Origin of the sequence: Azospirillum melinis (assembly GCF_013340935.1) — a bacterium.
GTDB lineage: Bacteria > Pseudomonadota > Alphaproteobacteria > Azospirillales > Azospirillaceae > Azospirillum > Azospirillum melinis.
The window spans coordinates 34,324-48,135 of the sequence record NZ_WHOS01000054.1 but is presented as its reverse complement, the minus strand read 5'-3'; the positions used below and the strand labels follow the sequence as shown (position 1 = coordinate 48,135).

At 70.5% G+C, this 13,812-nt stretch carries 10 protein-coding genes; 4 read left to right on the top strand and 6 right to left on the bottom strand.

The window, feature by feature from the left end; genetic code table 11:
- The first annotated feature begins 140 nt into the window (after nt 1-140).
- Nucleotides 141-1,880 carry a penicillin-binding protein 1C gene (gene pbpC, locus GBZ48_RS28100; RefSeq protein WP_246307515.1) on the top strand — a complete coding sequence of 580 codons (1,740 nt, stop codon included), beginning with the start codon at nt 141-143 and terminating at the stop codon, nt 1,878-1,880.
- 98 nt (nt 1,881-1,978) lie between these two features.
- Here the strand turns inward: pbpC and GBZ48_RS28095 are convergent, their stop codons facing one another.
- Complete coding sequence (locus GBZ48_RS28095; RefSeq protein ID WP_174474023.1) at nt 1,979-2,203, bottom strand: hypothetical protein; 225 nt, start codon at nt 2,201-2,203, stop codon at nt 1,979-1,981.
- A 180-nt stretch (nt 2,204-2,383) separates the two neighbouring features.
- On the opposite strand from GBZ48_RS28095, the gene GBZ48_RS28090 reads away from it, so the two are divergent.
- Nucleotides 2,384-2,770 carry a hypothetical protein gene (locus tag GBZ48_RS28090; RefSeq protein ID WP_174474054.1) on the top strand — a complete coding sequence of 129 codons (387 nt, stop codon included), beginning with the start codon at nt 2,384-2,386 and terminating at the stop codon, nt 2,768-2,770.
- Between the two features lie 70 nt (nt 2,771-2,840).
- On the top strand, nt 2,841-4,403 hold the full coding sequence (locus tag GBZ48_RS28085) for a multicopper oxidase family protein (protein WP_174474053.1): 1,563 nt from the start codon (nt 2,841-2,843) through the stop codon (nt 4,401-4,403).
- 19 nt (nt 4,404-4,422) lie between these two features.
- Here GBZ48_RS28085 and GBZ48_RS28080 read toward each other — a convergent pair whose 3' ends face one another.
- From GBZ48_RS28080 to GBZ48_RS28065, 4 genes are all read right to left on the bottom strand, one after another.
- Nucleotides 4,423-4,635 (bottom strand): SlyX family protein, encoded by a 213-nt coding sequence (locus GBZ48_RS28080; RefSeq protein WP_174474052.1) that lies wholly within the window; start codon nt 4,633-4,635, stop codon nt 4,423-4,425.
- A 76-nt stretch (nt 4,636-4,711) separates the two neighbouring features.
- Complete coding sequence (locus tag GBZ48_RS28075; protein ID WP_174474051.1) at nt 4,712-6,007, bottom strand: Nramp family divalent metal transporter; 1,296 nt, start codon at nt 6,005-6,007, stop codon at nt 4,712-4,714.
- Between the two features lie 228 nt (nt 6,008-6,235).
- Nucleotides 6,236-8,437 (bottom strand): helicase-related protein, encoded by a 2,202-nt coding sequence (locus tag GBZ48_RS28070; protein ID WP_174474050.1) that lies wholly within the window; start codon nt 8,435-8,437, stop codon nt 6,236-6,238.
- The gene (locus tag GBZ48_RS28065; protein WP_209798128.1) at nt 8,434-9,255 is read right to left on the bottom strand and encodes a TrmH family RNA methyltransferase; all 822 of its coding nucleotides are present in this window, start codon (nt 9,253-9,255) and stop codon (nt 8,434-8,436) included. Before GBZ48_RS28065 ends, GBZ48_RS28070 begins: the two co-directional genes overlap by 4 nt.
- Before the next feature lie 158 nt (nt 9,256-9,413).
- On the opposite strand from GBZ48_RS28065, the gene GBZ48_RS28060 reads away from it, so the two are divergent.
- Entirely contained in the window at nt 9,414-10,496 is a 1,083-nt protein-coding gene (locus tag GBZ48_RS28060) for a patatin-like phospholipase family protein (RefSeq protein WP_246307514.1), read from the top strand.
- A 161-nt stretch (nt 10,497-10,657) separates the two neighbouring features.
- Here the strand turns inward: GBZ48_RS28060 and GBZ48_RS28055 are convergent, their stop codons facing one another.
- Nucleotides 10,658-13,798 (bottom strand): efflux RND transporter permease subunit, encoded by a 3,141-nt coding sequence (locus GBZ48_RS28055; RefSeq protein WP_174474049.1) that lies wholly within the window; start codon nt 13,796-13,798, stop codon nt 10,658-10,660.
- Between the last annotated feature and the right edge of the window lie 14 nt (nt 13,799-13,812).

Sequence of the window (13,812 nt, the reverse complement as noted above, 5' to 3'; positions counted from 1 at the left end):
AAATGACGTGAGTGTAGACAACTGGTCGAAGATCACATAATAGAACGTACAGTACCGTTCACTGTACATGTGCTATTGTTTTTATATCGTCAACCGACCACTCCCGGAGACCACACCCCTCTATTCGTCGGCAGCGTCGGATGTGTATAAGAGCCACCACCATCACCATGCAGGTCGCCCGCCTGCTGGAGCCGCGGCCACGCACCTTTACCGCCAAGCTGATCGAGGCGGCGCGGGCGGCGCAGCTGGAATGGCGCTATGGCAAGCGCGACATCCTCGGCATGTACCTGACGCTCGCCCCCTATGGCGGGAACATCGAGGGCATCCGCGCCGCCTCGCTGATGCTGCTGGGCAAGGCCCCGGCCGAGCTGGACGCGGCGGAGGCGGCGCTGCTGGTCTCGCTGCCGCAATCGCCCTCCCACCTGCGCCCCGACCGCTATCCGGAACGGGCGCGGGCGGCGCGCGACAAGGTGCTGGACCGGGTGGCGGAGGCGAGCGCGCTGTCGCCCAAGGCGGTGGCGGAGGCGAAGTCGCTGCCCGTTCCCTCGGCCCGGCTGTCCCTGCCGGCCTCCGCCCCGCATCTGGCCGACCGGCTGCGCAGCGCCAACCCCGGACGGGCGGAGATCGCCACCACCATCGACGGCACCCTGCAACTGGCTGTCGAGGCGCTGGGCCGGAAGACGGCGGAGACGCTGAACCCGCAGGCCGGGCTGGCGGTGCTGGTGGTCGACAACCGCGACCGCTCGGTGCTGGCCTATCTCGGCAGCCCCAACGCGCTGGACGAGACGCGGCAGGGCCCCATCGACATGGTGCGGGCGGTGCGCTCGCCGGGCTCGGCGCTGAAGCCCTTCATCTATGGGCTGGGCTTCGACGACGGCATCATCCACCCGCTGACCCAGATTGCCGACGTCTCCACCCGCTTCGGCGACTGGGCGCCGCGCAATTTCGACCGCAGCTTCACCGGCGACCTGACGGTGATGGAGGCGCTGCAGCGCTCGCTGAACGTACCGGCGGTGCTGGTGCTCGACCGCGTCGGGCCGCTGCGCTTCGCCGAGGCCCTGCGCAAGGCCGGCGCCCGGCTGGTGCTGCCGGGCGGCACGACACTGCCGGGGCTGCCGGTGGCGCTGGGCGGGGCGTCGATCAGCCTGTGGGACATGACGACTCTTTACAGCGGCCTGGCGCGCGACGGGCTGGTGGCGCCGCTGCGCGCCAGGCTGGACGAGCCCGGCGGGGCGGAACAGCGGCTGTTGTCGGCCACCGCGGCGCAGCAGGTCCGCGCCATCCTGGAAGGCTCCCCGCCGCCGCCGGGGGTGGTGCAGGCGCAGGAACTGCGCGGCAGCGGGCCGGTGGCGTTGAAGACCGGCACCAGCTACGGTTTCCGCGACGCCTGGGCCTTCGGCGTCACCGGGCGCTATACGGTCGGCGTGTGGGTCGGAAGGCCGGACGGCACGCCCAGCCCCGACCATTACGGCCGCAACACCGCCGCCCCCCTGCTGTTCGAGGTCTTCGACCGGCTGCCGGCCGAGCGCGGCCGTCCCGCCGGCCCGGTCAGGAACGAGGCGCCGCCGGAGCTGCTGCGCCGCCTGCGGCCGGGCGAGGTCGAGCTGGCCGGACCGCGCCAGACCGACCGGCTGCGCCTGACCTTCCCGGTCAGCGACATGGTGCTGGAGGCGCTGGGGCCGGATGGCAAGGGGGAGCCGATGACCCTGACCGCCACCGGCGGGCGGCGCCCGCTGTCCTGGCTGATCGACGGACGGCGCATCGCCCAGTCACCGATTGCGCGCGACGTGGTGTGGCGCCCGGACGGGCCGGGGGTGGTGCGGGTCACCGTACTGGACGCCGACGGCCGCAGCGACAGCGCGACCGTCGAGATTCGCTAGAGTGTGATCGGTTCAAGCGGAATCGCTTGAAGCGTGAATCACACGGAAAACCAAAATCCTAGGGTCCGTCTGGTGCTTCAATAAGCATCAGACGGACCCTAGGAAGCGCGGCGCAGGCCGAAGGGGGCGTCGTCGCGCCGGCTCCACACCCGCGTGCGGACGCGCATCTGCTTCTGGCAATCCTCCGAGCAATAGAGCGGCGCCGGCCCCCGTGTGGACGGGCGGACGAAGGGGCGGCCGCAGCAGGCGCAATGCAGCTGGCGGGCGGCGGTTTGCGGAGTTGCGGTGTGCGGGAGGGTGGCCGGACGGGCGGAGGCGGACATCTCGGGAGTGTTTTGTTGGTTTCGGGTGACGGCCAATATAGGGGCGGTGTGTTGCAGTTCCATGCTCGGGAAGACGCCTAGGACTGAATGGGTAGAGGCCCTGTCCGGCGGTCCGATGCGGTTGACCGGCTCCGACCGAGGGCCTATTTGGAAAGGCTGACAACAAGCGGGAGCGGTGCGGTGCCGATGCGCGTCGCCGACTGGATGCGGAGGCTGGGCAATGTCGCGGGGGCGCTGGTCCTCCTGACGCTCGGGCTGCTGCTGTGGTCGGGGGATGCCGCCGCCTCCTGTCCGCATGACGCGCCGGCCGCCGTCGCTGCGCATGGAGTGTCGCCTGTGGCCGATTCGGGTGGCACGGATCACGGCCGCCCCATGCCGGCCCGGACGCATCACGCGACGCAGCCCTGCTGCGCCGGCATGGCCTGCGCCTCCATGGTCGTCGGTTTGCCCAGTGCCGCGCTGTTGACCCCGGCCGGGTCTTCGGGGCTGCGCTTGCGTTGGGCGACCGGGCCTTTGCGCGAAGGGCTGGGGGTGCGGCCCGACCTGCCGCCGCCGCGGCTGGGATGATGCCGGCGCGCCGCCGGGCTTCCGCGGCGCTTTCTCCGTTCCCTGTTCCCCCGATCATTCGGAGTCCGTCATGACTCTCGCGTTTTCGCGCCGCCGTCTGCTGTCGACGGCGGTTGCCGGCGGCTGTGCCGCCCTGCTTCCCGCCTTTCCGCGCTCCGTCCTTGCTGCCAATCAAGGGAGCAACCCGGTGGAGGATGCGGTCCTCCTGACCGTCGACCGCCGCACGCTCGACGTGAACGGCAAGGCTGCCGGCGTGTTCGGCATCCGCCAGCCCGGCGGCACCCCTGGGCTGAGCCTCGACCCCGGCCGGCGTTTTGTCGTCGACCTCGCCAACCGGGCGGGGGAGGATGCGGTCATCCACTGGCACGGCCAGACGCCGCCCTATGTCCAGGACGGTGTCATCGACACCAACCGTCCAGCGATCCGCACCGGCGAATCGGTCCGCTACGACTTCGCGCCGCGCACAGGGACCCATTGGATGCACTCCCACCACGGGATGCAGGAACAGCTGCTGATGGCGGCCCCGTTGGTGGTGCGCAGCGCCGAGGATCTGCGCGCCGACGAGCAGGAGGTGACAATCCTGCTGCACGACTTCACCTTCCGCGACCCGGCCGAGCTGCTGGCTTCCCTGGGTGCGCCGGCCGGCGGAATGGCCCATGGCGGGCACGGCCAGATGGATCATGGCTCAATGGACCATGGAGCCATGAATCATGGCGCGATGAACCACGGCTCAATGGTCGGCGGCGCTATGAACCATGGGTCGATGGAACACGGGCAGGCGGGACATGGTTCGGGCCACGGCATGAGCGGCATGGCGATGGACCTGAACGATGTCGAGTACGATGCCTACCTCGCCAACGACCGCACACTTGCCGACCCCGAGCTGGTGCGGGTGGAGCGGGGCGGACGGGTGCGGCTGCGCATCATCAACGGCGCCACCTCGACCGCTTTCCATCTCGACCTCGGGCGGCTGACCGGGCAGGTGATCGCCGCCGATGGCAACCCGGTGCAGCCGGTTGCCGGCAGCCGCTTCGCCATGAGCATGGGCCAGCGGCTGGACATCCGCCTGATCGTGCCGGCCGAGGGCGGCGCCTTCCCGATCCTGGCTCTGCGCGAGGGGGCGGTGCAGCGCACCGGCATCATCCTCGCCACCCCCGGCGCTGCGGTTGAGAAGGTCGCGGCGGCCGGGGAGACGCAGACCGATCCGCTCGACCTGTCTTTGGAAAAGCAGCTGGTCGCGGTCTCGCCGCTGGCGGCGCGCGCGGCCGACCTGACGCGGCGGATGCGGCTGACCGGCTCGATGGCGCCCTATGTCTGGAGCCTGGACGGCCTGACCTTCGGGGCGCACCGGCCGCTGACGGTCCGCCAGGGCCAGCGGGTGGAGCTGACCTTCGAGAATGCGTCGATGATGGCGCATCCCATGCACCTGCACGGCCATCATTTCCAGGTGGTGGCGATAGACGGCCGGCCGGTGGCGGGGGCGGTGCGCGACACCGTCCTGGTGCCGATGATGGGCAGCGTCACCGTCGCCTTCAACGCCGACAACCCCGGCCGCTGGCCGCTGCACTGCCACAACCTGCTGCACATGGCGACGGGGATGATGACGGAGGTGGTCTACGAAGGGGTGGGATGAGGGAGAGCCCTCCAACCCGTCAATAATGCGGCGGCGGCCGGTCGTCCTGCGGGGAGGCGATGGCGTATTCCGCCGCCTCCACCCGGTCGCGCATGCGCTTCATCTGGGCGGTCAGGCGGTCGATGGTCTGGCCCTGGGCGAAGATGACTTCCGACATCTCCTCCGCCATGCGCTCGTGATGGGCAAGGCGGCTTTCGAGATCGGCGAGGCGTTGTTCGAGGGCGGGATCCATAAGGCACCGGCTGCAGAAACGGGGAACGGGCCGCAAGATGGACCATTCCCCGCTCCGGGTCGAGGTGCCTTTCCGCTCACACCATCGCCGTGGTGCCGGCCAGCCAGCCGGACAGGCCGGTCAGCACCAGCACGGTCAGGCTCGCCAGCCGCAGTGTCAGCGGCGCCATCGCCAGCCCGCCCATCAGCTTGTCGTTGCGCAGCAGCAGCAGCATCGGGATCAGGATGAAGGGCAGGGTCAGGGCCAGCACCACCTGGCTCAGCACCAGCAGCCCGTCCACCGCGCGATCGCCGGCGCTGCCCAGCACCGCCAGTGCCGGGATCAGCGAGGCGCCGCGGGTGATCAGCGCGCGGGTGACCGGGCGCAGCCGCAGGTTCAGGAAACCCTCCGTCACCATCTGCCCGGCCATGGTGCCGGTGGTGGTGGAGCTTTGGCCGGCGGCCAGCAGGGCGATGGCGAAGACCAGGGCGGCGACGCCGCCGATGCTGCTGCCCAGCAGGGCGTGGGCGTCCTCGATGCCGGGGGAGGCGCCGGCCGCCGCTCCCTGGAACGCCACGGCGGCGACCGCCAGGATGGCGCCGTTGACCAGACCGGCCAGCGCCAGCGCGGTCGACAGGTCGACGGTCAGCCAGCGGGCGGCCTGCCGCCGCTCCTCCGCCGTCTTGACTTCGGCCAGCCTCGCCTGCACCAGACCGGAGTGCAGGAACAGGTTGTGCGGCATGACGGTGGCGCCGACGATGCCCAGCGACAGGTACAGCATCTCCGGATCGCGGGCCAGTTCGACGCTCGGCACCAGACCGGCCAGCAGGGCGGCGGGGTCGGGACGGGCGATTGCCAGCTCCCAGGCAAAGCAGACGACGACCACGCTCATCAGCGCGCCGACCACCAGTTCGGGCGCACGGCCGCGGGCGCCGGGCAGGGCCAGGATGCCGAAGGTCAGCACGGCGGAGATCACCACCCCGGCCATGATCGGGATGCCGAACAGCAGCTTCAGCGCGATTGCGCTGCCCAGCAGCTCGGCCAGATCGGTGGCGATCATCGCCAGTTCCGACACCGCCCACACCAGCATCGCCACCGGCCGCGGGAAGCGCTGGCGGATCAGCCGGGCCAGATCGGTGCCGGTCGCCAGCGTCAGCCGGACGATCAGACCTTGCAGGAAGATGCCGGCCAGACTGGCGATCAGCACCGCCGACAGCAGGGCAAAACCGAAGCTGGAGCCCGCCGCGATGTCCGTCGCCCAGTTGCCTGGATCCATGTAGCCGACCGCCACCACGAAGCCGGGGCCGAGCATGGTCCAGAACCGGCGCCCCACCGCAGGGGTGCGGACAGGGGTGGGGACGGTGTCGGCGATGGTGGGGGATACGGTCTTCACGCCGGTTGCTCCTGAACGGGACGGCCGCATGGCTTGGCCGCCGATGCAACAATGGCAGGGCCTTTCGATAGCGTCCAATCGACGTTTTCTAACGCGTCGATAGGCGTTCGCTATCGATATGGCGACCGAGCCAAGTCGGGTCCAGTTCAGAACAGCAGGGCGGTCACTTCGTTCGCGGTGCAGCAGTGCCATGCGGGCGAATTTCGCCGGGAACCAATCCCCCCTTTGTCAGCGGCGGCGTGGACCGAAGCGCTTGCGCGGGGCGCCGCGGAAACCGGCTGCCGGCGGCGGCTCGCGGCGGCGGGCGCGGGAGGCCAGCGCTTCGGACAGACGCTGGCCGATGGCGTCGCGCGCACTGCGCACCCGGTCGCGGTCGGGCAGGTTATCCGGGAACTTGCGCGACGCCCAGAAATAGAGGTCGCAGGCGCGCGATGCCGCCTCCAGCACATCGGCGGCCAGCCCGTCGAGCCGCGCCGGGATCAGCCGGGCGAGCGGCAGCGTCTCTCCGGCTTCCACCGCGTCGAGGATGGCGGCAAAGACCTTGGCATCCTCCGCATCCTCCAGGTCGGCGGGGGCGAGCAGCAGGTCGAGTTTGGCGGCGAGCGCCAGCCGGCGGGCGTCCAGCATCGGCGTGGCCCGGCGCAGCGCCGACAGGTCGGCCAGCCGGAAGGGGGAGCCGGCGGTGGCGGCGCTGCCGAAGCACTCCACCAGCAGCCGGGTCTCGTCGCTGTCGATGTGGCTGGCGAGGCGGGCCAGCATGGCACGGTTGGGGCGGACGGGCAGGGGGGCGTCGGCGCGGAGGCGGCGGTCGGGCGCCTCCAGCAGGCGCTTCAGCGCGGCGGGGGTGCCGCGGGCGATGACGCCGAAATGCCCTTCTTCGAACTGGCCGAAGCGGCCGGCGCGGCCGGCGATCTGCTTTACCTCCGTCGCGGTCAACGGACGGACGCTGCTGCCGTCGAACTTCTCCAGCGCGGTGAACAGCACGCGGCGGCAGGGCAGGTTCAGCCCCATGCCGATGGCGTCGGTCGCCACCACCACATCGGCCTCGCCGGACAGGAAACGCGCCGCCTCGCGCCGCCGCACCGCCGGAGCCAGCGCGCCATAGATGGCGGCGACCGACAGCCCCTGCGCCAGCAGCGTGTCGCGGACGCTGTGCACCTCGCGGCGGGAGAAGGCGATCAGCGCGTCGCCGCGCTCCACCTCCGCCCAGTCCAGCCGGCGGTCGAGCATCGACAGCGGGGTCTTGCGCTCAAGCTCCACCACCTCCAGCGGCTCGCCGAGATGGGCGGCGGCGCGCTCCACCAGCGGACGGACCTCCGGCGCGCCGAGGATATAGACGGTCTCCGCCGGCACGCCCATCAGGGCGGCGGTCCAGGCCCAACCGCGCGCCGGGTCAGCCAGCATCTGGATTTCGTCGATCACCGCGACCTCGACCGGCCGGTCCGGGTCCATCACCTCGATGGTCGAGGCGGTGTGGCGGGCACCGGGGGTGCGGATCTCCTCCTCGCCGGTGATGAGGGTGGTGGGGGTGCCCTCGGCGTTCAGCCGCTCCATCACCTCCAGCGCCAGCAGGCGCAAGGGCGCCAGATAGACGCCGTCGCGGGCCTCGCGGAGTGCTGAAATGGCGCGGTGGGTCTTGCCCGAGTTGGTCGGCCCGATCACGAGCACCAGACGGCGGTTCATGCCGCGCGCCACCGGGAACAGCCGTTCGAAGCGGGAGAAGTCGAAATGGCGGTCGACATAGAGCCGGCCGCGCGCTTCCGCCCGGTCGCGGCGCCACTGGTCATACTCACGGTCCCAGCGGTCGAGCAGCTCGTCGGCATCGCTGCGGTTGCGGGCGGCCTTGCCCAGCCGGTCGGCGAGGCTGGCGAAGCCCCAATCCGGGTCGTCGCCAGCCCGGTCCGCCAGATCGCGCAGCCGGGCGGCGATGCGGGACAGGGCGTCATCCAGTGCTGCGCGCAGGGCCGGGTCGTGGTCCAGACGGGCCGACAGCTCGGCATCGGAGAGGTCCGACAGCTCCAGCGCGTCGAAGGTCCGGGAGACGTGCAGGCGGATCGCCGGGGACAGGCCGGGCCAGGGCAACTCGTCGCTGCGCACGGCGCGGACGCGGGTGCGGTCCTCGCAGGACAGCAGCGCCGTGTGGCTGCCGGACAGCGCCCGGCGGCCCTGGGCCAGCAGCGCGTCGCGGCGGTGGGCGCGGTCGATGCGGCCGGTGATCTCCAGCAGGATGGCCTCGCGTCGCTCCGCCGGGACCAGCAGGTCGCGCTTGCCCTTCGGCAGCGGCAGGCCGAGCGGCACCAGCCCGCGCGTCTCGGCGTCGGTCATCCGCAGCAGGCCGGCGGCTCCCAGCGTCGTCACCTCCGGATGGGCGACGGCGAGGTCATGGACCAGATGCGGATCGGCTGGCGGCGTGCTGATTTCTTCGGTCATTGGACCTGTCCGGACGCGATGTGGTGCAGCACGATGCCGCTGGTGGTCGCCACGTTGAGGGAATCGAAGTCGCCGGCCATCGGGATGCGGACGCTGCGGGCGCGGGCCAGCAGGGCGGGCGGCAGGCCCGGCCCTTCCGAACCGAACAGCAGGGCGGCGCGGCGCGGCGGGGTGAGGGCGGCCAGCGTCTCGGCACCGGCGGGGCTGAGCGCCACCGCCTCGAAGCCGAACCGGTCGAGCAGGGCGAGCGGGTCCTCGTCGATGCCGAGCCTCGCCGTCGGCACCAGCAGGGTCGCCCCCACCGAAACGCGGATCGCCTTGCGGTAGAGCGGGTCGCAGCAGCCGGAATCGAGGATCACCGCATCGGCGCCGAAGGCGGCGGCGTTGCGGAAGATGCCGCCCATGTTGTCGTGGTTGCCGATGCCGAACAGCATCACGACACGGGCGATCGGGCCGCAGGCACCCAGCAGATCGGCCACGCTCGGGACATTGGTCTTCTCCCCCACCGCCAGGATGCCGCGATGCAGGGGGAAGCCGGCGATGCGGTCCAGCACGGGCTGGGTGGCGGTGTAGACCGGGGTGTCCGGCGGAAGGGCAGCCAGCATCGGCTCCAGCGCCTCCAGCCGCTTCCCGGCGATCAGCAGCGAGCGGGCGCGGTATCGGCTGGACTGCACGAGGCTGCGCACCACCACCGCCCCCTCGGCAATGAACAGCCCGTCACGGCCGACGAGATCGCGCTCCCGCACGTCGCGGTAAGGCTCGATGCGTGGATCTTCGGGGTCGGTGATCGGGATGACCTGATAGGGAGGGATGGGCAAGGGGCGGCTCGGCGGCTGGAGTGTGCGCCTACTTAGTGCATGTGGAGGCGGGTTTCCAATGCCGTTCCCTGCCTGCCTCCATGGGCATACCCCCTTGCCGATGCCGAAGTTCCTGCTCATGTTGCGGTGCAGCATAAGCATTTGGAGACGTGCCGGCCATGACCATGATCCGAACGCTGTGGAACCGCATGCGCGGCAAGGCGACGCCTGCGCCGCGCCCGTGCCCTGCGGAACCGTTGGAACTGTCGGGGCCGGAACCGATGCTGGCCCTGCCGCCGCCCAGGCCGACGCTGGCGCTGGCCTTGCAGGGTGGCGGTGCGCATGGCGCCTTCACCTGGGGCGTGCTCGACCGGCTGCTGGAGGAGGACATCCGGCTGGTCGGCGTCAGCGGCGCCAGCGCCGGGGCGATGAACGCTGCCATGCTGGCCCAGGGCTGGGCAAGGGGCGGATGCTCAGGCGCGCGGGCGGAGCTGGCGAATTTCTGGGAGCGGGTCAGCGCCGCCGGGCGGCTGGGGCCGATCCGGCCGAGCGTGACCGACCGGCTGCTCGGCCGCTGGAACGTCGACCATGCGCCGGGAACCCATATGGTCGATTGGGCGCGGCGCTGGGTCAGCCCCTATCGGACCCAATCGGCGGATTTCCACCCGCTGCGCGGCCTGCTGGCCGAGATGGTCGAACCGGAGCTGATCCGGCGGAGCGGGCTGCGGATGTTCGTCAGCGCCACCACTGTGCGGACCGGAGCCCTGCGGCTGTTCGACGAGACGGAGCTGGAGGTCGATCACCTGCTGGCCTCGGCCTGCCTGCCGAGCCTGTTCCGCGCGGTGCGGATCGACGGCCAGGATTACTGGGATGGCGGCTATCTCGCCAACCCGCCACTGTCGCCGCTGGCTGCGGCCTGTCCCGGCGCCGACCTGCTGGTGGTGGCGATCAACCCCTTCACCTGCGCCACCACGCCGGAGGACCCGGCCGGCATCGCCGCCCGCCTCAACCAGATCACCTTCAACGCCGCGCTGTTGCAGGAGATGCGCTGTCTGTCCGCCCGCAGCGACGCCCCGCGCCTGCACCTGATCGGCGCCGACGAGCATTTGCAGGATCTGGGGCTCTATTCGAAGCTGATGACCGACTGGAGCTTCCTCAACTGGCTGCGCGACGCCGGGCGCGAGGCGGCGGGGCGCTGGGTCGAGGAGAACATGCGGGCCGTCGGCGTCGGCAGCTCGGTGCGGACCCCGGCCCTGGCCTGAACCCCACCGCATGCGGAGATTTGATCGCGTCCATTTCTCGGCCGTCATTCCCGCGAAGGCGGGAATCCAGCCGTATCAGGCATCTGGCTCGAAAACCTGGATCCCCGCCTCCGCGGGGATGACGGCTGATCGAGGTCTTGGTGAAATCTGTCCCTTAACGCTCACTCCGCCGGATGCCGCCCCGTCGGGTGTCGCTGGGCGTCGGGATCGCTGTGGGCGAACCAGCGCTTCATCCGGCGCGACAGCCCATCGAGATAGGTCAGCGCCACCGGCACCACCAGCAGCGTCAGGATGGTGGAGGACAGGAGCCCGCCGATCACCGCATGGGCCATCGGCGCCCGCTGCTGCGCCCCCTCGCCGATGCCGAGCGCCAGCGGCAGCATGCCGAAGATCATGGCGGCGGTGGTCATCACGATGGGACGCAGGCGGATGATGCCCGCCTCGACCAGCGCATCGTGCAGGCCGGCGCCGCGCTTGCGCGCCTGGTTGGCGAAATCGACCAGCAGGATGGCGTTCTTGGTCACCAGACCCATCAGCATGATGAAGCCGATGGCGCTGAAGATGTTCAGCGTCGACCCGGCCGTGAGCAGCCCCAGGAACACGCCGACCAGCGACAGCGGCAGCGAGGCCATGATGGCGAGCGGTTGCAGGAAGCTGCCGAACTGCGAGGCCAGGATCAGGTAGATCAGGATGACGGCAAGCGCCAAAGCCTGCATGGCATAGCCGCTGGTCTCCGCGATGTCCTTGGTCGAGCCGCCGAAGACGATGCGGTAGCCGGGCGGCAGCTCGATCTTCGCCAGCGCCGCCTGCAACTCGCGGCCGGCATCGCCGGCGGCGCGGCCCTGGACGTTGGCCTGGACATTCACCTCGCGTTGCAGGTCTCGGCGGTTGATCTGCGAGGCGCCGAGCGTCGTCACCACCTCCGCCACCTGGGACAGCGGGATCATCCGCGGCGTGCCGTTGGCATCGACCCCGCCGGAGAAATGGATGCGGTCGAGATCGGCGCGGCCGACGCGGTCGCCCTCCGGCAGGCGGACCAGCACGTCGTAGCTCTCGCCGTCCGGCGCCTTCCAGCTCGACACCGTGTCACCGGCGAACAGCGGGCGCAGTGTGTCGGCCACCTTGGCGGTGCCGATGCCGAGGTCGCTCGCGAGGTCGCGCTCCAGCCGGACCGCCAGGGTCGGCTTGGCCGCCTTCAGCGTGCTGTCGACATCGACGAAGCCGGGGATGGCGCGCATGGCGCCGATGACGGTCTGCGACAGCCGGTCCAGCTCGGCGATGTCGCGGCCCTGGACCGAGACCTGGATCTGCTTCTGCACGCCGCCGACGCCGGGGATGGCGATGCCGATGGTGACGCCGGGAATCGCCGACAGCCGTTGCCGCAGCAGTGGCGCGAGGTCGTTGGGCGAGCGCCTGCGCTGGTCGATGGGGGTGTAGCGCAGATAGATGCTGCCGCGGTTGTGGCCGATGGAAACGCCGGTGTTGACGGTGCTGTAGGTGTAGGCGATCTCCGGGAACTCGCGGATCGCCGCCTCCACCTGTCTGGTCTTGGCGGTGGTGGTGGCGAGCGACGAGCCGACCGGGGATTCCACCTCGACGATCTGCTCGCCCAGGTCGGCAGCGGGGACGAACTCCACGCCGATGCGCGGCACCAGCAGGAAGCTGCCGAAGAAGATCGCCAGCGCCACGACCACCACCACCCAGCGCCGGCGCAGGCCCCAGCGCAGCAGCCGGCCATAGCCGTGCGAGAGCGCATCGAAGCCGCGCCCGAACCAGGCCGCGAAGCGGCCGAAGATCGAGCTGCCGTGGCGGCCGTGGGCGGCCGGGTCGTACCAGATGCTCGACAGCATGGGGTCGAGCGTGAAGGACACGAACAGCGAGATCAGCACCGCCGCCGAGACGGTGATGCCGAATTGCAGGAAGAAGCGGCCGATGATGCCGCCCATGAAGGCGACCGGCAGGAACACCGCGACGATGGTCAGCGTGGTCGCCAGCACCGCCAGCCCGATCTCCGCCGTGCCGTCGAGGGCGGCCTGACGGTGGCCCTGGCCGCGGGCGAGGTGGCGCATGATGTTCTCACGCACCACGATGGCGTCGTCGATCAGGATGCCGATGGCGAGCGACAGCGCCATCAGCGTCATCATGTTCAGCGTGAAGCCCATGGCGGCCAGCATGCCGAAGGTGCCGAGCACGGCGACCGGCAGGGTCAGCGCGGTGATGACCGTGCTGCGCCAGGACCCGAGGAACACCATGACGATCAGGATGGTCAGGATGCCGCCCTCGACCAGCGTCTCCTGCACGTTGCTGAGCGAGTTGGTGATGCCGCGGGAGCTGTCGCGCACCACCGCCAGCGTCACGTCCGCCGGCAGGGAGCCGTTGGTCCGCAGATCCTGGATTGCCGCATGCAGGCCGCGGGCGACCTCCACCGTGTTGGCGCCCTGCACCTTCACCACATCGACCGCCAGCGCCGGGTTGCCGTTCAGCAGCGCGGCGGAATCCTGCTCCTCCTGCCCGTCGATCACCTCGGCGACCTGGGCGAGGCGCACCGGGCTGCCGCCGCGCCGGGCGACGATCAGGTCCAGGAGGTCGCGCGGGTTGCGCACGCGCCCCTCCACCTGCACCACGCGCTCCCGCCCCTGGCCGGAGACGGTGCCGGCGGGCACGTCCTGGTTCTCGCCGGTGACGGTGGCGATCACTTCGTCGACGCCGACGTTGAGCGCTTCCAGCTTTTCCGGCTTCAGCCGCACCAGGATCTGCCGCTTCACCCCGCCGGCGATGGTGGCCTTGCCGACGCCGCGGACATTCTGCAAGCGCTTCAGGATGATCTGGTCGGTCAGCGTGGTGAGGTCGCGCAAGGACCGCAGGTCGGAGGTGACGGCAATGGACAGGATCGGCTGGTCGTCCGGGTTGAAGCGGGTGATCTGCGGGTCCTTCACCTCGTCGCGGAAGCTGGCGCGGATGGCGGAGACCTTCTCGCGCACGTCCTGCAACGCCTGGACCGACGAGGTCTTCAGGTCGAACTCGGCGATCACCACCGACTGCCCCTCGTAGGAGCGCGAGGTCAGCGTCTTGATGCCGGCGATGGTGTTGATCGCATCCTCGACGGGCCGTGTGATGTCGGTCTCCACCGTCTCCGGGCTGGCGCCGGGATAGGCGGTGCTGACCACCACCACCGGGAAATCGACGTCGGGGAACAGGTCGACGCCCAGCCGGTTGTAGGAGAAGAGGCCGAGCACCATCAGCGCCACCATCATCATGGTGGCGAAGACCGGGTTATCGACGCTGATGCGGGTGATCGGCATGGCGGCTGGTCCGT